Raw genomic sequence first — 23,699 nt, forward strand, 5'->3', positions numbered from 1 at the left:
TCTCCTATTTTAAGTTCGGTAAGCGGAAATTGTCTATATAGCAGGCAGCGGATATCTTACCGACATTCTTCTTATCATGCAAGCTCCACACCACTTTACCGTTTTTATCTATCTCTATCAATTGTGGTTCATCCACCGTGGCATCTTTCGTATGTCCATACCAGTTACAAATCAATAGATTCCCATTCTTCAATTGCAGGATCTGCCCTACAAACAATAAAGCAACTCCTTCAATATCCAGTGCATTTACCCGTTTCAACTCTTCGCCTGTCTTGCGGTCGATCACGATGTAACAATGATTGTCTCCACAAGGCAACAGCAGATTTCCATCAGGAAGTTCAAGAGACGAGAATGCCTTACCCTCAATCTGGTGTTCAGCGATGATCTTCCCTTTACGGCTTACTTCCAACACTTTCTGTTTTGCCATTACCGGTATCAGATAATTGCTGTTCCGGAGCTGGAATATCTGTCTGAACTGACTGTGGGGTCTTTCCACTTCCAAATTCAATGTTACTTTATTTACTTCTTTACCTTTCTTATCCAATTCTATGAATTGGGCAGGAACACCACATATTCCCAATAACACGCCACCGTTCTGCAACAAGGTAGCTGATTGTAATTCCGTCTTGTCCGGTGTTTTATAATCCCAGACCACCTGATGATCCCATGTCACAAGTTTTGCTCCCCGCTTATACGAATACAAGATTTCTCCCTTCTGGGTCAAAGCAACCGCATTACATTCTTCCCCTTTCTCCAAAGCATGCTGCCATTCCACTTTCCCCGTCTGTTTATCCAGCAGCAGGATATTCGGATTTCCGGAACCGGCAACCAAGAGTTTATCTTGTGCTGCCGCCCGAAATCCCATGGAAAGAATGATCCAAATAATTATATAAACCCTCATCATTCTTTTTGTAATCAGTGTTACTTATTCTTCAGTGCATTGAACAGTTCGAATGCCTGTTCCGGTTTCAGGTTTTCGTGTACCACTGCATAAACGGCCTGTATCATAGCGGCAGGAGCTTCCGACTGGAACACGTTACGTCCCATATCCACACCGGAAGCACCCTCGCTGATTGCCTTATAGCACAACTCCAACGCTTCCAGTTCAGGAAGTTTCTTTCCACCTGCAATCACCACAGGAACAGGACATGCTGCCACTACCTTTTCAAAGCCATCACAATAATAGGTCTTCACGATATTCGCTCCATTCTCGGCAGCGATACGGGAAGCTAAACCGAAATAACGGGCATCACGTGCCATATCTTTACCAACAGCCGTCACTCCCATCACCGGTATTCCGTAACGGGTACCTTTATCTACTGCCTTGTACAAGTTGGCAACCGTTTTTGCTTCGTGGGCCGCATCTCCGATAGACAGCATAACTGCCATAGCCGATACATTCATACGTATTGCATCTTCAATGTCAATCAATACGTTGTCATTCAGTTCTGTAAGAATAGAAGTGCCGGCATCCGAACGAAGACAAATAGGTTTATTGGTACTGGGCGGTATCACCGTACGAAGAATGCCGCGTGTACACATCAGGCAGTCCGCATATTCTATCAACGGAACAATGTTCAAATCGATACGCTCCAAACCGGATGTCGGTCCCATAATAAAACCATGGTCAAATGCCAGCATCACGGTTTTGCCTGTCTTCGGATTGAAAATACGCGATAAACGATCCTTCATACCCCACGGAAGATGTTCCGCTCCTTTTACATGAAAACTATTATTAGTAGCAGCTACCCCCAAACCGAAATTGCAGCCTTCTCTTAAATCATCTAAATCAGCCATTTCTTATCTTTTCATTAGTTATTTATCATAAAGCTTTTGCGAACGCATCAAACATGCACGACCAGGATGAAGCCCCGGAATCTGCGTACCCGATAGAGCGTTCGCCGTAATTACGGGCACGTCCGAAGTTTGCCTTCATTTCTTTGGTAGCTTCAGCACCTTTCACAGCCGCTTTAGCACCCGCTGTCAGGATAATCTTCACATCAGCAGAATCACAAGCCTGAATGGCTTCCACCGCCGGTATCAGGGCATCCATCATTGTTTTATCTCCCAGTTTTGCTTTTGTTTGTTTTCTCACACCTTCCAGTCCACCTGCAAACATAGCTTTTACGCCTGCCACGTCCAGTTCGGTACCTTCTGCATGGTCGCTCATTCCCAGGAAAAATCCCCCCAGTAATGTACTGGTCGAACCGCTGATCTCAAGCATCAGGTTAAAACTCATGTCATTCAGCATCGACTTAAATTCAGTGCCCTTATCAGCCGTAGCAACAAGGGCCGACATGGATTGAACGATAGCTGTTCCATGATCGCCATCTCCCAATACCGCATCCAGTTTTGAGAATTCGTCGGAGCGCTCCGTAATGCACACCAGCGCATTACGGAGCATCTTCTTGAAATCATCTATAGTCAGTTTATCCATCTCTTACTTACCAATAGTCGTCCAATAAGGAGCATTAGACATTTTATTATTCAGATAATCTATATGATCGTCATCCAGCAAACCAAGAATCATTTGGAAACCTGCTTGTTCCTGAACGGTCAACAACTCACCGATACGGGCAGCAGCCACTTCGATACCGGCATTTTCCAACACCTGATGAGCTTTGCGATAAACGATATTCATCTCCATGTGCGTAGTTGCTCCTACACCGTTAATAATTAACAGGGCCTTGTTACCGGCTTTCGGCTGGAGTTTCTTCATCAGCAAACCGATCATTTCTTCGGCTGTTTCATCGGCAGAAACCAGTTGCTTGCGACCTCCTCCACCTTCTCCATGTTGCCCCATACCGATTTCAATTTCACCATCCGGAAGGTCAGAGATAGTCATACCGTTTTGCGGATGGGTACAGGATTTCATTGCCACTGCCAACGTAGCCAAGCGTGCATTGAAGCGTTCACCTATTTCAATAATCTCGTCCAACGACTTACCTTCTTCAGCGGCAGCTCCAACGATTTTAATCAAAGGAACACAACCTGCCAGACCACGGCGATCTTCATCCGGTGCATCCAGTCCTGCACTGATATCATCGTGTGTCAGAATAGTCTTTACCTTAATGCCCGTACGTTCAGCCAACTGGCACGCCATGTTTGCGCTCATGATATCGCCGGAGTGATTCAACACCACAAGCAAGATACCAGCCTCACGTTTGAACATCTGCAAAGCCTGGAACAAACGTTGCGCACCCGGAGCAGCAAAAATATCACCGACTACAGAGCAGTCCAACATTCCGTCGCCCACGAAACCGCTTAATGCAGGTTCATGACCGGAACCACCCAAAGTGATCACAGCTACTTTATCTTCAGCTTTCGCATGTGCACGCACAATAATGTTTTCTCCGCCAATGGCTACCTGGTTACTATAAGCCATTACATATCCTTCCAGCAATTCAGCTGTCAGGTTATCCGGATCATTTATGAATTTATTCATCATAATTTCTTTCTACTAATTGATTATTTATCAAACTGCATTAACTCCAAAGCAATACCTTCTTCTTCAATGAAAGCAATTGTCAGATTCTCTCCGCCCGGCATCGGTTCAACCAATACTTTTGCACCTTCCAGTTCAGCCGCCAGATCATCTACTTCGTAAGCGATATGTGCTACTTTCTGAATTAGTTCAGGCATCCAGCTACCTTCTTCAAAACGCAAATATTCTATCTTATTGGGACTTTCATTAAAGTTAGTCAGCCATACCTTTAATCCTTCCACATATACCTCACCCGGTTGCGGTGTGGTGGTTGGTATTCCAAAATGATTAATCTTTCTCATGGTATTCTTAATTATTGAATGATTTACAAAGCAGCCTGTCCATTAGTGAAACGCAGACCATCGTTATCATGGTAACATGCCCATTCATCTACAATGGCTCCCTCAGGACCGGCCATCATAAAATGGAAAGTACCCAGTTCTTTCAGGCGAAGGACATCACCCACATTCTGCTTCACGAAATTCTTACTCTTGATAGGACCGTGAGATGCCGGAACCGCAGGAGCATTCGGAGTCTCCTCTCCTACCTCGGAGAAGTTATAAACCCAGCCGTGATTTACCATCCATGACTCGTGTTTTGCCGGGAATGCCGTTTTCACATGTGCATGTTCCGGAATCATTTGTCCCGGCAACAAATAAATAGCATGTGCAAAGTAGCCATATTCAGGGTCGTTTACCCAGAAGATGCCTCCCATACCTACATTCTCAAAGTCACCCAAACCGAAATCTGTAAACCAGATATCTTTCTCCATCAGCGGAGTGTAAGGCACACCATAAAATTCAAACATGTCAAGGAATGCCTTCTTGGCAGCTTCCTGATCAAACTTTCCGTCTTTGTAGAAGTCAGCGTTCGTGTACTTCTTCTGATACGTTGCCTTTTCTTGTGTCATAACTTGTTCTGTTTTTTTAGATTCTGCCGTACAGGCAACGAGTCCCATACCGCAGGCGGCAATTAATGCCAAGGTTAATACTTGCTTTAATCTCATGTACTTATCTATTTTAATGGTTAATAATCAGTTTCAGCATAATATTCCCATTCCTTCTATCTCTATCAATAGTTCCGAACGGCACACATCTGTTAAAGTATAGATGGCAGGTAAATCGGGGTATCGCTCTGTCACTACCTGTTTTGCTTTTTCCATATCTTCCCAACGTTTCACGTACACGCGGAAGGTGATAAGGGTAGCATTCTCCGTAGCAGGAATACCGGAACGATTGAGATTATCACGGGATACCAGATATTCTATATTCTCCAAGGTAGTCAGTGTTTGCTGTTCAATACCAACGCCTTCCAGACTCTGCTCACCACGAATAGCGGCTGTGCCCGATACATATACGAAACCATGATCTTCTTTCCATACAGCCTTGGCACGTTCAAACTTCGGAGTGGTCTTTTGAGGAAGAGCGGCATCCTTTTCTCCCAATAATACATTCTGTGAATAAGCATGAGCGGCAATCTGCAAAGGATTATCCACCCCAAGAACCCGGACACTTCCATCTTTACAGAGTAAGGCATCCACATCAATCATAATGCCGCCCCACTGAGTCCCGATACCGGTAGCAGCCGGATAACCGGTGATCCACTCCACACCATTATAGAATAGCGAACGTGCATCATTGAAATCCTGATAATGCTGGTGTCCGGTTGCATCACAAGCTGTTATCTTTTCAATATAGTTCCATTGACGTATGATTGAAGAAACCGGCATACCTTCCGTTTCCAATACTCCGGCTATCCTGGAAAATACGCCATGAGATTGTTCACGGATGTTTTGACGTAGTACATCTCCCGTCACACCGCTCAGGAACAAGCGTTTACATCCTTCTCTTTCGATAGTGATATAAGGCAAATCTTCCAGTATCCGATATTCAATATGATCTTGTTCCGTCAACTGCACTTCATGCACTTCCATCACCAAGCCCATAGTTTGAGGAGGTTGTGCCACATAGCTTACAGAAGGTTGTTTTTCTTTAAAAAGCTCTTTCACCGCCTCCTTGATGCAAGCAAAACGGGTTACATATTCTTTATTATCCACCGGTGCATCGAATATCACCATGCGTACCGGTGTATAAACCGCCCTGTATTCCGCCAATAATTGCATCAGCATTTCCTTAAAAGGAGCTTTAGCAACTTGCAGGAAATGATGAACAATCTCTATATTTTCGTGTGTAATCATGGTCTTCTTTCTTATCCTATTAAAGTGAATTCACATACTCGGCAAGTTCTTCCGCTTCTTTAGCTGATATTTTCTTTTCAATGCCATGCTTATGCACCGTAAATACTTCTTCCATGGTAGCAGCACGTCCATCAAAAAGATAAGGAGCTGTGCGCCAGACTTCACGCAGCGTCGGCGTATCCCACCCATTCTCAAACTCGATATCTTCACCGATGCGGTGCATCTTCATATCCGTATAATAGGGACCGGAATGACATTCGTCACAATTAAACTTTTCATAAACCTTACGCCCCCGTTTAGCCTTTTCTGAAAGCTCACCATTCACCAGATAAGGGCTGGGAACCGGTTTCAATGACATTAGATACTCATCCACACACTCTGCAAACTCTTCCGGCAGATCACTGAACTGAATGAGCTTATATCCTGCACGAACCGCTATCTCGGCATGAGCACGAATACCGGAAATCATGCATGGTGGAGTGACATGGGAGAATAACAGGCTCTTGCAGTTTTTTGAATTACCAATGCCATCATTCATCAAATCCCAGTTCATGGCATCCATACGCGCATCTCCCGGATGGCATCCATTGCACGACTGCCAGTTCTGGAAACAATGTTCCGCATCATTGAAGTATTTCTCACCACGCTGTATTCTGCTTTCCGTACGATTCTTCACCATAGCAACCGACTGAACATTTGCCGTATTCAAATCCACGATATTCAATGTATCAGAGAAATAAGTAGGAACAACGGCAGTTCCGTCCTTCAACATCATACAACGCGGTCCATTACCTACCAAGGCTACGCGTTTACGCATACCGTATAAAAAGCGTAAGTCATACGCTAAAGCATCCTTTTGAGGATACTGCTCAAATTTCCGAATAAATGCAGGATAATCTATCACACTGACCTCATGGGTACCGGAATGGCTAACCACAATCTTATCATCCGTACACTTCACATCCCATATACCTGCTGCACCCCGTTCCGGTTCATCCAGCAACACGGCACCCTCAAAGTTCAGAGTAGCCAGATTAACGATACTGATGGCACTGGTATTCATCCAGCCTTGTTGCAACTGGGATGTCGGAACCTGGAAACGACCCAGATTATGAGTAACCAGCAAATAACGCCCGTCCGGAGAAAGCGACATTCCACGCAAGGCATTACTTCCGTTAGCCAGTTGAATATCCTTTATCTTTCGGAAACTGTTCATATCAATCACTGATACGCAAGCAGCTACAGTATCTACATCCGCCCGTTGCATAGGCAGGAAATTGGTAACAAACAGGTGTTTTCCTTCTTTATCAAAAACAGCAGATTTCGGTTCACGCAATACTTTCACCGTTCTTACTACATTCTTTCCATTCTTATCCAACTCAGACACCGTACCGGCAAACTGGTTGCAAATATATAACTTGCCATTACCCGTATTTACCAACGGAGCACAGGCACCGGAAGCTGTTTCCACAAAGACTTTCTCCGAAGGATTGGAAGCAGACAGGAAATAAACACCATTCTTATGTTCACCTGCCACCGTTGCATAAATTTGATCTCCATCTGTAGCAACCCCGGTAGGGACTTCATCCAGTTCCCACTCTTGCAAACGTTCTTTATAATCTGATGAATAAATAGAAACCTTCTGAACGCCCTTCTGAGATACGATCATTCCGGATTTATAAGGAGTGATACCCGTTATAAACAATGGAGTTCCTTCCGGCTGCTCCGTAGTATGAGTAGTAAATGCAAATAGAGATACCACTAAAAACACAGGCACTATAACCTTTGCGATGCTACGACTTTTATACTTCATAGTGATTGAATTAAGCTTGTTTTTCACATCACAAAGATAGGGCATCACTGTTCTGAGGGTTATCAATCGTGTATCATTGACTTGCAATAATGTCTCAAAACAAATGCAGTAAGCATTTTGAGACGGTAGTGAGAATCGTTTGAGACAAAAAAGGCGGAAACTTCTTTCCGCCTTAAATCTTATTTTTCGTCTTACATCTTCTCTTTGTTCGCACTGTTCATCTGTACGAACTCGGTAGGTGTGAACCCATAGAATGCTTTAAACGAATTGGAGAAATAGGAATGACTGTTGAATCCCAACAAAGTTGCCACTTCCGAAACACTCATATTCGTTTCCTTCAGATAACGCAAGGCCACTTCCAAGCGCTTATTACGTATCAGTTCCGTGGGTGAAAGCTCTGATATAGCTTTGATTTTACGGTAGAGATTGGCGCGGCTGATACCAATCTGGTCACAAAGCATCTCTATACCCAAATTCTGATCAGATATATTCTTCTCAATAATCTCATACAGTTTCTGTGAAAAACGTTCATCCGCTGAGGTAGTACTTACCCCTACTACTTCGGGCGAAAAGCGTTTGCCATACAGTTTTTTTAATTGCTCCCTCGACTGCAACAGGCTTTGAATACGTATCCGAAGCACATCCATACTGAAAGGCTTAATCACGTAATCATCCGCCCCTGCCTCAAAACCTTCCCTGATATGCATCACCATGGAACGTGCAGTCATCAGTATCACCGGTATATGTCCGATACGGATATCATTCTTAATCATGGAACAGAGTTCAAGCCCATTCCGCTTAGGCATCATAATATCACTCAACACTAAATCTGGGAAGAACTGTACTGCCTTATCATATCCTTTTATACCGTTTGCCGCTTCAATGATTTCATAGTCATTTTCCAAGGACTTATGCAGGTAATCCCGTACATCTTTGTCATCTTCCACCAAGAGAACCACCGACTTTTTAGGTGCAATTTCTCCAATGGGAGATGTTTGCGGTTTCTCCACCGGCTGTGCAAATGCCGTATCACCAATCGTTTCCACAGGCATAGCATCCGTCTCTTCCTCTGTGAAAGCTTCACGGGAAACGGGCAGCAAAACAATGAACCGTACTCCTTCCGTCCCATCTTCCCGGTCTTCAATACGTATCACTCCCTTATGTAGCTTTACAATGGAATACACCAGACTTAGCCCGATACCTGTACCCGGTACATTTACCCCTGCCGTTTCAGGTACCCGGTAGAAAGGTGTGAACACCTTATCCCGTTCCTGCAGTGGGATTCCACAACCGGCATCCACAACCTGCAACATCATATACAGGGCAGAAGGGGCTACTTCTTTTCGATACGATTCTTCCAACTCTCCAGCCGGAATACATTCTACCAACATACGTATGTCTTTGCCGGAAGGAGTATACTTGAATGCATTGGACAGTAAATTGAATACGACCTTCTCAAGCAGCACCTTATCATACCAGGCCTGAAACTCCCGATCCCGGCAATCCAGTGTAAAAGTGATTTCATTGGTTTGCGCTATCTGATTGAACGCACAATAGATCTCCGTGACAAATTCATATACATTATTCTCCGTGACTTGCAATTCCATCGTACCACTCTGGTTTTTCTGCAAGTCCAACAGCTGATTAACCAATAAAAGAAGCCGTTGGGCATTTTTATAAATAACCATCAGTTTATCCCGCAGTTCCATAGTCATATCCATCCGCTTCACCAGTTCTTCAAAAGGAGTGATGATCAGCGTCAAGGGAGTACGTAACTCATGGGCAAAATTCGTGAACAGATGCATCTTTGCCTGATGAAATTCTTCCTGTTGAAGTTTCTCCTTCTGCTCCATTTGCAGTCTTTCCCGCAAGCGGCGGCGGGCATTAAAATAATGGAATATCGCGTAAAGCACTCCTATCACCAATAATCCATAAATCAGGAAAGCATACCAAGTAGCCCATAAAGGCGGGGTAATAACAATCCTCAAAGTCTTCCCTTCCTCATTCCAGACCCCATCGTTATTACAAGCTTTGACATGAAAAAGATAGCTGCCGGGACGCAGATTGGTATAGTAAGCCGTGCTGCGTTCTCCCACATGATTCCAGTCTTCATCATATCCTTCCAACTTATAGGCATACCGGTTCATCTCCGGATTGATGAAATTCAACGCTTTATATCCTATAGCCAGATTGTTCTGATTGTACCGTAAATTAATAACCTCCGCTTCATTAAGCAACCCACTTAAGATTCCAGTTCCATCATCTGCTCGCACCACACGATTATTCACCAACAGGTCTTCCAATACGATTGGCGGCACAAAACGATTCATCGGCATCTCCGGTGTGTAAAAAGTGATAAAGCCATCATTACCGGTAAAACACAATGTACCGTCCGGCATGGCTACCCCACCCCGATATGTAAATTCACGCAAATGAATACCATTATTGAATGGAAAGTTTTTAATCTCCCCGGTGGACGGAGAATAAGAGGAAATTCCCTGCAACGAGCTCATCCATAGATTCCCGTCCGCTCCTTCCAGCAATTTACAAATATCCCCTCCCATCAGTCCTTCTTTCTCTGTTACCCGGCGAAGCACACCTCCCCGCTTATCCAGTTGGAAAATACCGCCTCCATAGGTAGATACCCATACATCACCGGATCTGGTTGATAATATAGAAGATATATAGTTACTTGGAATTTGCATTTCCTGTTCCGGGCGAGATGTACGAAATACAGTCAGTTCACCTGTATGAGTATTAAAACGGTACAGTCCGGCAGAACGCATACCTATCAGTAGCACACCGGGACTCTCTTCCTCCATGCAACGAACGGAAGAAAAGTGTAATTTCTCTCCTTCCGATCCGGTAAACTCAGTCTTCCGCTCACCGGAAGGAGTAAAACAGGTCAGTGCATATCCGGCTTTTGAAGTTCCTACCCATAAATTACCGCCTGCATCACGCACAATACCATAAATAGCAAGTTCTATGGGATATTTATAGAATAAAGAAAAACGCCGGGTAGCAAGATCAAAACGATAAACCTCACCTAATACCGTACCACACCAAATACAATCGTCCTCAGCATACACCGTTTTGATAACATTCGAATTATGCACAGAATAGCTATCCTTATCAATCAGATAAAACTGCCCTTCCCCTGTCGAAATTTCATATTGCAATAATCCATACCCTTCAGTAGCTATCCATAAATTTTTCTGTTTATCGACACAAGCCGTACCGTAGATTCCCGTTTGCAGATTCACCATCTTCCCCGGAGTATGATGAATGAAACGGTCGGTAAGAGAACTCAACCAAGTGACACCACCGGCAAAAGTACCAATCCACAACGTACCGGTATGATCACGACAAAAAGAATAAATGGAAAAATGCCCCAAGCCACGTCCGGGTTCGTCATAACTGCTCACTTTACGAATCTGGTCTTTCAACGGCGCATAAGCATAAATACCGTCGAAAGTACCAATCAATATCTCTCCATCCCATTCGGCAAGGCAACGGACATAATTATTCTTCAGACCACTATTGGCAGATGTATAAGAAGTTATTTTATGGTTACGGACATCAATGCGGTTCAGTCCGCCAAATTGACAACCTACCCAGATGCGATGATAAGAATCTTCATAAAGAGTGGAAATACTATTATCCGGTAAGCCGGCATGACGGTCATAGTGATTAATCACCTGCATCTGTTTGTTACACTGGTAAACTCCGTTCACTGCCGTACCTATCCAGAAATTACCTGCCTTATCCTCCATCAAGGCAGTGACGGAACTATTGAAGTTCTCTACAAATTCCACCCTTTTAAAGTTGTCTTGTTCGGGAATATAACAACAAAGCCCACTGCGGGTACCCACCCATACTTTGCCGGAACTATCAACCAAAAGAGAAAGGATACTTGCACTGGAGAGTCCATCTACACTAAAATAATTGCGGATACGTTCGGTGCGAAGACACATCCGGCTTAGTCCGCGACTGGTACCTATCCATAAATTCTTGCTATGATCTTCGCGTATTTCATTGACTTCATTGTCTGCCAAACTCAGAGAGTCTCCCGGATGGTGACGAAAAACAGTATATTCACTGCCATTATAACGATTCAGTCCATTACGCGTCCCTAGCCAAAGATATCCCCGGGTATCCTGGCAAATGGTCATCACGGAGAGTTGGGAAATCCCTTCATTCAGTTTCTGGCTATAATAGAATGAATATTTAGAATGTTCAGCCCACACATACAACACTGAGAATGAGCAAACTAACAACATCAACAATATTTTCCTTTTCATCAGCATAGATATATTTACTGCACAAAAATAAGAAAAGCATAGAAATTACATAAAATATAGTGCAGAAAGGTACGGAAATAGAATAAGATGAGCAAGGGTTAGTGGTAAACACATACTATCAGAAGTTACGACAGAGCCTACCATCAATACGGATGATGATAGGCATCATCCGTATTGATGGTAGGCATCATCGGCATTGATGATAAGATGCCTCCTGCACTTATCTATCCTGCATGCATTATAGATTCACCCTCACTGCTACACCTTCCGTTATATTCTTCCTTAATATGGGCTTGCCACCTTTCAAGACTTCTACATGCAGCTTCTTTCCTGCACGGGATACACGAATATCAAACTCCGAATTGAAAGCACGGACACGGTTCAGGTTCATATACTCCCACCCCTGTGGCAAACGGGGTGTCATCTCGAAACTGCGCAATCCTGTAGGCCGGATGCCGAACAGGCCTTCAGTATAGATACGGCAATACAATCCACTTTCAGCAGAAAGATGACGCTGATCTCCTTCGGGCCACGCTTCAATGGCATAAGGCACATGATCGCCCAACAAACGGCGATGTGAATACTTCTTGAGGAAGTTCATACCTTTCTCCACTTCTCCGGCAGCAATGGTGCCACGCAGGGCATAAAGGGTACTACGATCCCAGAAGGTTTCGGTACCGGCTTGCGTCAGTAACCCATCGTCCGTCCATAGGCGGGGCGAAAAGAGCGCATCAATAGTGCCATGCGCACGGGTGTAGATACCCATAACAAGAGGCATACAAATCCAGGAACGCAGGATATCATTACCTTCATAATAGCGGTAACTGTGGAAACCTTCTATCTCATAACCAAAATGTTTTTCTATGGCTTTATCTAAAGCATTCGCTTGATCACGATACGTATTCAACTGCTTTGCCGATATTCCCAATTCACGCCCCAGCATAACGGCTGAACGCAAAGCATCGTAGTAAAGCGTAGAGGTACAGAGATTTGCATCACCAGCCGGGAAGCGGTTCTCCAATTCATCCGAATTCGATGCAACCACGCCGGCGGGAGTTAGTTTACGGTTGCAATACTCCAGACACCATTCGATCAGAGGCCACAGTTCACGCGCTTCCGCCTTATCTCCACGAGCCAACGCATAGCGTGCGGCACCGTAAGCAATCATCGCACCGTCTCCCCTATCTTTGGCTCCATGCCAGAAGCTGACACCTTCGGAGATGATGGAACTCGGGATAGGTTTATACTCCGGATTCATATAGCGGGCAAAATGGCGAAAAGAGTTCAATGCGGACTCATTACCAATCTCATAACCCAAGAAAGGGAAAAAAGGATTGATATACTCTGCCTGGTCGTTAGCCCAGACAGCCGCATAATAAGCTTCACCACCAGGACCATGCATCAATCCGCCTTTCGTACGGTAGATACTTTCAGCACCACGCAGTTTGGCGAAGGCAAACATGCGATTGAGCACGGGATCGGGAGTCTCCAAAACCAGATTGCCCCACCACTGACTGATAAGCGCTTCACGCGCGGCACGTTCACTAAGGATGTTGATGTGTGAAAGGCCGGTGCTGTTTAGTCCGGACGAAGCATCCGCCAGTTTCCTTCCGGAAAAGATTGCATAGAATTCAAGCGTCTCTCCCGGTTTCAAAACAAAGACACCACTTTTGGAAAGAGCGGCTTCAATGCAATAAGCACCATATACACCGGCTTCCTCAGGAGTAGTATATGTTACATTCCACTCAGGCACTCGCAACGTTATCTGATTCGGACTGCTATTTTTGAAAGTATATTCCTCACAATAGTGCGCGGCGTTGGTGGATGGATAAAGTACACGAGTCAACTGTACGGCATCTTTCAGTTCTTTACGCCGGTAAATATAACCGAAACTACTTTCCACACGCATAATGCCATTGAAGGTAACGTCGCGTACTTCTTCATTCAGCAGAGTTTGATCGTCCACTGTAACTAAAGCGGGAATATTCACATCGAAGCGTTGCTTCAGATTGTTCTGTGTCTTGTTGGGATGCATACGAAGCATAGGAAAAACAAGACTGCGGCTCAGATGAAAACGCTTCTGTGCATCCACACCGTAACGAAGGACAACAGAAAGTTGCTGTCCACTCATTTCCAAATGATCGTCATGTGGAATATTATCATTGATACTCCAGCGGATGGCTCCACCATCCTGGATAGTCCAACGATCTTTCGGTTGTGCAATGGCCAGCGAACCGGTAAAGATGAAAGAGAAAAGTAATAAGGTTCTTCTCAAGTCCATAAGGTTATTGTGTTTAATTGTTAGCTACTAATATCAATACTGCACTCTCAAACTGGGTATTCAATGGATTCTCCAGACCTTTTTCCATCAGTTCTGCTCCCGTAAATACCTTACCATTGGCAGGGAAACGGGAAGCCACTCCTTTGGCCAGACTGACTTCTTCCACACGATATTTCTTATGGGCATCCAAGCCACCAAGCATTACTCGGGGTTCATTACCATCTTTAGTCTGGTAGAAGTAAACAACTGCCTTTTGCTTATCTGTTGAAACATAACTCAAAGAAGCCAATGGAGACTCATAGGGAGAAACCAAGCGATAAAGTTCACCATGCATCACCAACGGACGGATGCGTTCTTTATATAGTTTCACAGCATCGGCAATCTGCGCACGTTCTTCAGCCGTAGCCTTATCCAATGCCAGGTCTATTCCGAATGCACCACTCAATGCCACATCTATGGCCATCTTCAAATGACGTTTCCCCATACGGGTAACGTGAGCGGAAATCGTATTTGCAGGGAAGAAATGCGAGAAGCCCCATTGTATCTTGATACGTCCCAACGGGTCTGTGTTGTCACTGGGCCAGAAGGAATGGAAATAAGGCATTGCACCATAATCCACACGTCCCGATCCACCGGCACAAAGCATGGCCATCACATTGGGGAAACCTTTGGCAAAACGATCCATCAGACGGTAAAGCGCCCAGTTATAGTCTATCCAGAGATGACTCTGATCGGCGGGCTGCAAATAAGAAGATCCGGGTTGGGTGATGTAACGGTTACAGTCCCACTTCACATAAGTGATATCCGGGTTAGGCCGCAAGGTTTTGTCGATAATATCCCACTCAAAAGCCTGTACCTCGGGGCGGGTAAGATCCAGTATTTCCTGATGGCGACCCAGTATCGGTTCACGCTTGGGTTGAGTAATGATCCAATCCGGATGTTTCTGATAAAGTTCGCTCTGAGGATTCACCATCTCGGGTTCCAGCCAGATACCGAAACCAACTTTACGCTTCAATGCTTCTTTGGCAATATATGACAAACCTTTGGGTAACTTCTTGGTAGAAGGATCCCAATCTCCCAAACCGTGCTTATCATCATCACGGGAGTAAGGGCCATTACCGAACCAGCCATCATCCAATAAGAAAAGTTCAGCACCTACCTGGCGGGCACCGTCAAAGAGTTGCTTCAGGCGGTCTTCATCAAAATCGCAGTGCGTAGCTTCCCAGTTGTTCAACAATACAGGGCGGTCTTTCTCTGCATCGCGGATGGCATTTGCCATAGCCCAACGATGGAAACGACGGCTGGCTTCTCCCTTACCCTGCTTACTATACGTGTAGAGAATGGCGGGTGTAGTAAATGTGCCACCACGCTCCAGATTGTATTGTGAGCCCAAAGGATTCATACCGGTCAACAAACGCAGGTTCTTGTTCCAGTCTACATCGAAAGCAAACTGGAAACTGCCGCTCCAACGCAAAGAAGCAGCCAGTACTTCACCTTCATTTTCTTTAGCCGGTCCGTTCAGTGAGAGGATAAAAGAAGGAATACGCATCTGATGCGCACGGATGCCTAATTTGGAATCCAGAATCTTGACTCCTTCCGAAAGCCGTTCTTCATTGAGGGTTGCTTCGCGCTTATAGTTACCGGAGAATTGAGAGAGCCAGTATTCCTTTGCCTTTACCACCGGAGCAGCAGAAGCAAAACGATGCAGAATGACTTTACCTTTCTCATTATGCGTAACGGTATTCCATATCTCCATCATGCTATTGTCTGTATAGCACTTGATATAGATATCTACGGTGAAAGGATAGGCAGGGTCTTTCAGTAAAATAACGGTTTGTTCGATACCCGGCGCCAAGGTTTCCGTACGATGTCCGGTGTAGTGAAGTTCCGTAGATGTATTTCCATCTACATGAGTTGCCTGAATAGCCGGTTCTGTCAGGACACCGTTTCCATAAGGAGGAAGAAACTCCCATTCACGTGAGGGCATCTTAGCAGGAGGCTCTACTTCACGGGCAGCATCCCCAAAACCCAATTGGTAAAGGCGATTGTCCGTACCCACCATAAAGGTCAGTTTCAGTTCGCCGGATGTAACGGTAAAGAGTTTCTTCACATTCGGATTATCTGCTGCATGCACCGTGAGGAGAAGGCAGAGAAATAAACAGGTCGTCAATATATTCTTCATGATCTTATTATTCTTCTGTCATAAACTTCCAGGTAACATTGGCAATACTGTTCGGCTTACCTTTTTCTGCTTTGGATATAGCCCCCTTCAGCTTGCCTTTCTTATCGCGTGTCACAGTGATATCACGCCAGGAATAGGCGCCCTTCTCATAATCGAATGTTTCTCCGTCATCATCATACAGACGGTAAGAACCATCTGCTTTTCCATAATGACGGATTTCCAGATTCACCTTCTCTCCTGCTTTCGGTGCATGCAGACGGGCCTCCATAAATGGCAGGATAGCTCCATCCTTTACATATACCGGAATACGGTCCAAGCCCGGCGTAACAGTAATCTTCTCTCCATTGCCCACATATTTACCCGTATAGAAATCGTACCAGTCTCCCTTAGGCAATACCACCGTACGCTCTTTCTGACCTTTGAACATGGGAGCCACCAACAGATATTCACCAGCCATATACTGATCCTTAATTTCCTTGGAAACAGCTTCCAGATAAGGATTCTCTTCCAGATTTGCATCCGACAGTTTCGCTGTAGTTCCTTGTTCAGGAATGAAACCCGGTTCCAGATTCATGGCACGGAACGGAGGAATACCATCAAAATGATAACGTGCAAATTCACTATACCAGTAAGGCATCATCTGCATACGCAGCATAGCATACTCTTTTATCTGATTCTCTACTTCGGGGAAAGTCCAGGGTTTTGTTCCGCTTGCCCAAGCATTAATCATTGCCATCGGTGAGAATACTACAGACTGGAAACGGCGTAGCCAGTCTTCCGATGAACTGGAACTACGTACTTCCGGAGTCCACAATACACCACTAAAACCTGAATTAATCAAAGCAGTAATAAAGTCCTGATGACTGTAATAGTCATTATAAATCACATAGGGAAAGGAAGCAGCACCGGCATTCGATGCGCGAACCAATCCGAAGGTACGTTGATTACGTTTCTTGTACAATTCCGCAGTAGTGCGTTGTACCCACAAACCATAAGTCTGGCGCATCTGCTCGGCAGCAATTCCACTGGGGAAAGTAGCTACATCCGGCCACAAATAACGGTCGTATCCGTCTACTTCATCCACTTTATAACCGCTGACACCGATATTCACATGTTCCTGTTCCAGTTTATCCATCCAGATTTTGCGGGCTTTCTCGCCTGCCAAGTCGGGCACGATACCACACCATACGGTGTGTGAGCCACTTACCGGATACATTTCCTTATATATCTTTGAATCGGGAGATACGTATGGGTTTGTCCATAAGTTGATGCGTACTCCTTTAGCCAACATATCTTTCACAAAGCCGGCGGGATCAGGATAGCGGGTAGCGTCCCACTCAAAGGTACAAGGATACGCTTTGCTTTGCCAGCCCGGTTCCAGTCCGATAAAGTCCAACGGGAAACCGCGTTGTTCAAACTCATCCGCTTCGTTCTTCACGTCTTCAGCTGTATAGAGCTTCTTTGTACGTTGCGTAAAGCCCAATCCCCAGCGCGGAGGCAATGTACCACCTCCACAGAGCAGGTTATAACGACGGACAACATCCATAGGAGTAGGTCCGGCAAACAGATAAATTTCTGCACCCGGGGCAGGAACCAAGATAGAAACGGCATCCGAGTAAGGAGCGGATGTCCAGGTCTTATCCAGATTACGATCCTTGGCTACCGGAGCATTCGGACTATCCTTACGTGCGCCGCTACCAGCATACACCGTCAGATAACGTGCCGAATTGATCAGTACCCCATAACCGGAACTGGAAATGTAAAAGGGAACAGGAGCATGTGTGCGTCCGTTGTCACGTCCACCGTAATGGTCTACATGCAGGTTCAGAATCTTGCCACGCTGGTGTACCGTCTGGAAGTTCAGTCCAAAGCCGTACAATTGCTCCTTACGTTGCAAAGGAATACGGAGACTTGTTTTACCATCCTGTATGGAACCCACAATTTCATTCGCTAATTGGGGTAATGTCACCTCCGGTAAGCGGGCAAAACCTTCCTTTTGCGGTGTGACACCGGCCACTCCCAGTAATGAATACTCTTCAGGAGTACCTACCACGCCTTTCCAAACGCCAGGCTCCACTTGCTGCCAGGCTATCTGTGCTTTAGCAGGACATAGCATCAACAAAGCCATTGCCCCTACAATCAAAATCTTCTTCATTCTCTTCATTTTATTATAATAGTGTTATTCTCATTTCATCGGATTATACCGGCAAAGCCACCGTTCGGAAGTACCTTCACTTTTACCGTTCCGTTCATATTCTCCACAGGCATGTAGTCAAAACTATCCTTATCTTTTCCATCTATAATCATAGTGAATGGTTTACCTTCACATCCGGCAGGCAAGGTAAATTCTATTTCACGTTCCTCTTCCTTACCACTGATGCCGCCAATATACCAGACATCACCGGAACGACGAGCCACAACAGCATAATCAGCCGGATAACCAGCCAGCAGGATACTTTCATCCCAGGCAGCGGGTACTTCTTTCAGGAATTGTTTCGGTTGTTCCGGTAGAGAAAGATAAGACTCCGCCTTATCAGCAAAACATTGAAAACCTGATTCAAAGACTACTGCCAGAGCCAACTGATGCCCCATAGTTGTCTTACGTATAGCAGGTACCCCTTGGCGTACTTTATCAGAGAAAGTCACCGGAGTGTAATCCATCGAACCGACTACATTGCGTGTGAAAGGTACAGTAGCATTATGTTTTGCCGCCTGGTCGCAACGTTCCTGACGTCCCAGGGTTTCTGCACCCCGGATAGCTTCCGTAGTCAGCATATTCGGATACGTACGTTCAAAGCCACGGGGTAAAGTGGCACCATGAAGATCTACCAGCAAATGATTGTCCGCGGCATCTTTCAATAAAGCCGGATAAAGTTGGATAATACGTTGTTTATCTGTATCAAAGAAATCGACCTTGATTCCTTTCACTCCAATTTCACTGATGCGTTTCATTTCTGCACGACGTAATTCAGGATCACTCATCAGACGATGCGTCGGTATAGAGTCGTTGTCACGCCCTGCACCGGAATGGTACCATAACCAGCCCCCCACTCCTTTCTTCTGTGCGTATTTCACTACATCTTCCATAGTGCCACCGTTGCCCATGTTTTGCCAGCCGGCATCAATCAGCATATATTCCCAACCCATTTCTGCACTAAGATCCACATATTTCAGTTGTGCTTTATAATCACGGGGAGTGCTGCCATTAGACCACCAGCTCCATGAAGCGCGTCCGGCCTCTATCCAGGATTCATCGCTTACTACAGATGCAGGATTCAGATGTGAAACCATTTGTGTCTGGAATATGGTATTCAGATCATCCCCTATGATAATGGCACGCCAAGGAGTGAACCACGGTAATTCTGATACCGGCTCTACTGCATCCGGTACAATTGGCTCATCCGGTTCCGGAAAGCGGATTTTATATGCTTTATCTGTTCCGGCATTATCTATATGAGTAGCAGGATATGAGCCATTCAGATGAGCTTCTGTGATCATCATCCAGATTCCGTTGGTATTGAATAGCATAGGGAATGCCCAACCACGCCCATGCCCACATTCCGAACGGATATCTATTTCACTCCGGCAATATTGTTCATAGCTCGGTTTATGACGATCGTTCCAGTCATACGGGTGTATCCACGCTTTTCCATTTACGGGTACGGCAAATTCTGTATGCTCGGTCTGGATAGTATGCATCTGTCCAGCCTCTCCGGGTAGTTCATAACGGAAAGCGACTCCGTCATTATATACCCTTGCGATCAAATTAAACTGCTTATTCTCTTTATTACGGAAAGTAAAAATCTGCTCACGGCACTCATCCGTAGTATTCAATTTCTTACCGGATTTTAACTGATAAGCATTAGAAATATCTTTCACTGCAGAAGCGGAAACAAATTGTGCGTCTTTTCCATACTCACAATTATCCATAACCAGCCCTAAAAGAGATTTCTCTACTGCCAGCGTATCCCTATAATAAACGGAATAGCAAAGATTTACTTCACCTTTATCCTTTTTGTTTGCCAGGACGAAACGGATATTATTGTCCTTGGACACCAACTCCCATGTATCGGGAGCCGTACAAGCGGCCATTAATACCGCCAACAGCAACATTGCTGCTCTCAATAGTTTTCTCATGGTATTCATCATTAATCATTAATTATTCTTGAGGAGTAAACATCACAATATATCCACCCCCTGTACGCATGTGTCCCGTCAAAGCATCAGATTTTCTACAGAAGACACGTTCTGTCTTGATAGCGGCAGCATCAGACGGCCGATCATTCAAAACCATTCCTTCATACCATCCGTCACCCAAAAATGATAAAGGAAATTGCAGGGAACATTCCTCTTGTCCATTCAGCACAGCCAAAAACCAAGTCTTTCCGCTTCTTCGTGCAAATGCCGCAACCTCACCTATCCGACTGGATGGCAATACCACCGTCTCATCCCAGGTAGCAGGTATTTGCTTCAATAATTTCACAGCCGGATTATCCAACATCGCTTTCGGGTGTGAACCGAAGAATATGACAGAAGAGTTGAAAACAAGTGCCGTAGCTAACTGATGTACCCATGACGTTTCCAAACGACGTTCTCCAAAAATAACGGGTGTATAATCTCCGGCTCCCGCTACCAGACGAGTGAAAGGCAAGGTTGTATTATGCGTGCTCCACTCATACTGATTTTTCCCATATTCCAAGCCACGAATACCTTCACGACTCATCTCATTCGGCCACGTACGCACTTCACCCGTCGGTTTATTACTGCCATGAATGTTTAGCATCAGTTTATATTCCGCCGCTTCCTTCAGACATGACTGATATAAATCGACAAATTCTTTCGACTCATGTGAGAACGCGTCAAGTTTCAAGCCGACAACTCCTAATCTGTGACAGCGTTCAAACAATTCTCTGCGTTTTTTAGGATCACGCATATCCCGGCCGTGACGCCATAACCAGATTTTAACTCCAAACTGAGCCGAATAATCCACTAGTTCTTTTAACTGTTCATCTGTCCAACGATACCAAAAAGCATCTACCGTATTATATTCAAACCCTAATTCTCCGGCTAGTTTAGAAAATTCTTTCATTCCCTCCACTGTCCGTGCTCCACCATCCAGCCAGCACCATACGGAACGTCCCGGTTTAATCCAGTCCGTATTTATTCCTTTAGGGAATAGTCGTTTATCCGGTGCCAGAGCCAAGTTGGTTATCAAATCGGAATTCACCAACTCATTCAGATTATCAGCTATTATGATTGTACGCCAGGGAGTTATTATAGTAGCTGCCAAAGCTGCCGGTTTCGATAACCGCCGGGCTTCCGCCAGACTATAATCATGGGCAAAAGGATATCCGGCCGGTTGCGCATGTCCCAGTTTCGTTTCAAAACCATTCTTACCATTTGCCTGCAATGACATACCGGCATAATTCATCAAAGCGGATTCTGTTATGCAAAGATAACCGGATTCTCCCGGCAATTGCACCGTTACCGGAGGAGCAGCCCATTCTCCCTGCATAATTTCAGAGATATCCTTTCTCCGATGGATACCTTCATAGTGACAATACATATCATGATACCACACCGTACTCCCCACCGGCAATGTAAATAATGTATGTTCATCCGGCGTTCTTATTTCTCCCTGCTTACCGGGAAGTATCATCCGAAAAGCGACACCATCGTTATAAGCTCTCGCCTCCAAAGAGAAATCAGTCTTCAAACTACTATTTCGTAACTTGATAATTTGTCCATTGCTTCTATCTACCGCCAAAGAATGACTGCCCCGGATAGGATAGGTATTATCCGTCTTATATGTATCTGAAGACAGAACATCGACCGAATTACAAAGTTCCGATTCATCTATGGTCAGACGCACAGGCGACTCTACCAATACCTTCACTCCGTTTTTCTCTACTTCATAATAAAGTCCTTTTTCTTTTAGTTTCAACACCAAAGAAATAGAGCCATCCGGACTGGTGACCGGAAACAGTGTCTGTGCATTGGCATAAGCCAAGGCACAAGACCCCATCAATATTGCACAAATAGTTTTTCGCATAATCACCGATTATTTGTAAATCTGTATATCCCCATCTTCACAAATAATCTCAGGACGAGCATCGGGATTCTTCAACTCAAACGTAACATTCTTCAGTTTCAATCCTTTCACATGGCGTGCCCATACCCCGTATGCCGGAATCTTAGGTCCGAAAGTTTTCACTTCAGGATATTTGTCTATAGCTTCAGGCACCTGAGACAAGGCATCTTCAGGAGTTCCTGTACCCAATAAACGAATATGAATATTTTCCAAAGTCAGGTTTGTGATATAGTGTCCGGGAATACCTGTAATCAGGATGCCGGAAGGAGGTGTCAGTTGAGCCTTATCGGCAGCCACTGCCTTTACGTTGCGAATAGTCACATTTTCAAAGACTCCAATCGGTTGCTGACGGTCTTCTTTTTTGCGAAAAACACTAAGACGAGCACCCAAACGAAACAGCATCGGAGTACGTACTTCGTCCATTGTGATATCAGAGATTTCCACATTACGCAGATGGGCTCCATCTACAGAGAATAACTTAATACCTCCATTCTTGGTATCGTAAATATGACAATTGCTGATCTTGATGTTCTCAAATCCTGCCATGGATTCGGTTCCCATCTTAATGCCCGCCTGATTGCTTTTCAGCTTCATGTCCGTAACAATGATATCATCGCACCCCATCTTGCTGGAAGTGGTCTTGAAACAAAGTGCATCGTCGCCACTGACAATATCACAATTACTAATACGTACATGCTGGCAACCATCAATATTAATACCATCATTATGAGCTACTCCAAAACTGCGTATCGTCACATTGTGGATATTCACATTACAACATTGGAAATAATGGGAAGTCCAGGCACCTGCATATTTTAAAGTAACTCCTTCCACGCGCACACCTTCGCAACGAACCCAACGAAGCAAGAAAGGACGCAATCCCCAACGCTGTCCTTCCGGACGGGTATCAACTTTTATATGCCGTTCTTTCAAAGCCGAACCTTGACCATCGATAACACCTTCACCCTCCAAGGCAACATTTTTAGCATCTACCGCTACCAGTAATGCCCAACCGACATCAATGCCCAGACCTTCGGTAAAAGGATCAAGGTTATCGTAAGCTTTATAATCGGTAGTGCCCAGAATAAGAGCATCTTTCTCCAAATGCAAAGTCACATTATCTTTTAGCACGATAGTAGCCGACAAATAGGTTCCGGCAGGCACAAGTACTGTTCCACCACCTGCCTTATGACAAGCATCAATTGCTTTCTGGATAGCGGGCGAATCCATCTTTTTGCCGTTTCCCCGAGCACCGTACTTCTTTACATTAAATGTTTCAGCCTGCAACGTAAATGGCAGAACAAGTAACATTAACAACAGTAATAAATTCTTTTTCGTTTTCATGGTTAG

Annotated in this window: 15 protein-coding genes; all 15 read right to left on the reverse strand. The window is 45.0% G+C overall.

Annotated elements, in window-relative coordinates:
• Positions 1-4: 4 nt before the first annotated feature.
• Entirely contained in the window at positions 5-901 is an 897-nt protein-coding gene (locus tag BWI44_RS05695; RefSeq protein WP_171032085.1) for a beta-propeller domain-containing protein, read from the reverse strand.
• Positions 902-921: 20 nt separating this feature from the next.
• On the reverse strand, positions 922-1,797 hold the full coding sequence (gene lsrF / locus BWI44_RS05700; protein WP_195208213.1) for a 3-hydroxy-5-phosphonooxypentane-2,4-dione thiolase: 876 nt from the start codon (positions 1,795-1,797) through the stop codon (positions 922-924).
• Between the two features lie 25 nt (positions 1,798-1,822).
• Positions 1,823-2,437 (reverse strand): DAK2 domain-containing protein, encoded by a 615-nt coding sequence (locus BWI44_RS05705; protein WP_007664278.1) that lies wholly within the window; start codon positions 2,435-2,437, stop codon positions 1,823-1,825.
• Positions 2,438-2,440: 3 nt separating this feature from the next.
• Complete coding sequence (locus BWI44_RS05710; protein ID WP_007664279.1) at positions 2,441-3,448, reverse strand: dihydroxyacetone kinase subunit DhaK; 1,008 nt, start codon at positions 3,446-3,448, stop codon at positions 2,441-2,443.
• A 20-nt stretch (positions 3,449-3,468) separates the two neighbouring features.
• A complete protein-coding gene (locus BWI44_RS05715; RefSeq protein WP_007664280.1) occupies positions 3,469-3,786 on the reverse strand; it encodes a VOC family protein in 318 nt (105 codons plus the stop codon).
• Positions 3,787-3,809: 23 nt separating this feature from the next.
• Entirely contained in the window at positions 3,810-4,490 is a 681-nt protein-coding gene (locus tag BWI44_RS05720) for a cupin domain-containing protein (protein ID WP_021967902.1), read from the reverse strand.
• Positions 4,491-4,523: 33 nt separating this feature from the next.
• Complete coding sequence (locus BWI44_RS05725) at positions 4,524-5,681, reverse strand: chorismate transformation FkbO/Hyg5 family protein (RefSeq protein ID WP_021967901.1); 1,158 nt, start codon at positions 5,679-5,681, stop codon at positions 4,524-4,526.
• Positions 5,682-5,700: 19 nt separating this feature from the next.
• Entirely contained in the window at positions 5,701-7,539 is a 1,839-nt protein-coding gene (locus BWI44_RS05730; RefSeq protein WP_007664283.1) for a hypothetical protein, read from the reverse strand.
• 146 nt (positions 7,540-7,685) lie between these two features.
• Complete coding sequence (locus BWI44_RS05735) at positions 7,686-11,795, reverse strand: hybrid sensor histidine kinase/response regulator transcription factor (RefSeq protein ID WP_286812071.1); 4,110 nt, start codon at positions 11,793-11,795, stop codon at positions 7,686-7,688.
• 238 nt (positions 11,796-12,033) lie between these two features.
• Entirely contained in the window at positions 12,034-14,076 is a 2,043-nt protein-coding gene (locus BWI44_RS05740; RefSeq protein ID WP_286812072.1) for a glucosidase family protein, read from the reverse strand.
• A gap of 13 nt (positions 14,077-14,089) precedes the next feature.
• Entirely contained in the window at positions 14,090-16,258 is a 2,169-nt protein-coding gene (locus BWI44_RS05745) for an alpha-galactosidase (protein ID WP_286072153.1), read from the reverse strand.
• Positions 16,259-16,265: 7 nt separating this feature from the next.
• A complete protein-coding gene (locus tag BWI44_RS05750) occupies positions 16,266-18,413 on the reverse strand; it encodes a glycoside hydrolase family 31 protein (protein WP_118422963.1) in 2,148 nt (715 codons plus the stop codon).
• A 35-nt stretch (positions 18,414-18,448) separates the two neighbouring features.
• The gene (locus BWI44_RS05755; RefSeq protein ID WP_195208216.1) at positions 18,449-20,395 is read right to left on the reverse strand and encodes a glycoside hydrolase family 97 protein; all 1,947 of its coding nucleotides are present in this window, start codon (positions 20,393-20,395) and stop codon (positions 18,449-18,451) included.
• Positions 20,396-20,417: 22 nt separating this feature from the next.
• On the reverse strand, positions 20,418-22,310 hold the full coding sequence (locus BWI44_RS05760) for a glycoside hydrolase family 97 protein (protein WP_195208217.1): 1,893 nt from the start codon (positions 22,308-22,310) through the stop codon (positions 20,418-20,420).
• 9 nt (positions 22,311-22,319) lie between these two features.
• Positions 22,320-23,693, reverse strand: a complete 1,374-nt coding sequence (locus BWI44_RS05765; RefSeq protein WP_117707576.1) for a glycoside hydrolase family 28 protein — start codon at positions 23,691-23,693, stop codon at positions 22,320-22,322.
• Positions 23,694-23,699 lie beyond the last annotated feature (6 nt).

It is taken from the genome of Bacteroides sp. Phil13, assembly GCF_001940965.1.
Taxonomy (GTDB): Bacteria; Bacteroidota; Bacteroidia; order Bacteroidales; family Bacteroidaceae; genus Bacteroides; species Bacteroides intestinalis.

Coding starts and splice junctions, on each gene's coding strand:
- BWI44_RS05745 (WP_286072153.1), bottom strand. CDS start 16,258: ATGAAGAATATATTGACGACCTGTTTATTTCTCTGCCTTCTCCTCACG.
- BWI44_RS05740 (WP_286812072.1), bottom strand. CDS start 14,076: ATGGACTTGAGAAGAACCTTATTACTTTTCTCTTTCATCTTTACCGGT.
- BWI44_RS05755 (WP_195208216.1), bottom strand. CDS start 20,395: ATGAGAAAACTATTGAGAGCAGCAATGTTGCTGTTGGCGGTATTAATG.
- BWI44_RS05710 (WP_007664279.1), bottom strand. CDS start 3,448: ATGATGAATAAATTCATAAATGATCCGGATAACCTGACAGCTGAATTG.
- BWI44_RS05705 (WP_007664278.1), bottom strand. CDS start 2,437: ATGGATAAACTGACTATAGATGATTTCAAGAAGATGCTCCGTAATGCG.
- lsrF (WP_195208213.1), bottom strand. CDS start 1,797: ATGGCTGATTTAGATGATTTAAGAGAAGGCTGCAATTTCGGTTTGGGG.
- BWI44_RS05735 (WP_286812071.1), bottom strand. CDS start 11,795: ATGAAAAGGAAAATATTGTTGATGTTGTTAGTTTGCTCATTCTCAGTG.
- BWI44_RS05765 (WP_117707576.1), bottom strand. CDS start 23,693: ATGAAAACGAAAAAGAATTTATTACTGTTGTTAATGTTACTTGTTCTG.
- BWI44_RS05760 (WP_195208217.1), bottom strand. CDS start 22,310: ATGCGAAAAACTATTTGTGCAATATTGATGGGGTCTTGTGCCTTGGCT.
- BWI44_RS05750 (WP_118422963.1), bottom strand. CDS start 18,413: ATGAAGAAGATTTTGATTGTAGGGGCAATGGCTTTGTTGATGCTATGT.
- BWI44_RS05715 (WP_007664280.1), bottom strand. CDS start 3,786: ATGAGAAAGATTAATCATTTTGGAATACCAACCACCACACCGCAACCG.
- BWI44_RS05725 (WP_021967901.1), bottom strand. CDS start 5,681: ATGATTACACACGAAAATATAGAGATTGTTCATCATTTCCTGCAAGTT.
- BWI44_RS05720 (WP_021967902.1), bottom strand. CDS start 4,490: ATGAGATTAAAGCAAGTATTAACCTTGGCATTAATTGCCGCCTGCGGT.
- BWI44_RS05695 (WP_171032085.1), bottom strand. CDS start 901: ATGAGGGTTTATATAATTATTTGGATCATTCTTTCCATGGGATTTCGG.
- BWI44_RS05730 (WP_007664283.1), bottom strand. CDS start 7,539: ATGCCCTATCTTTGTGATGTGAAAAACAAGCTTAATTCAATCACTATG.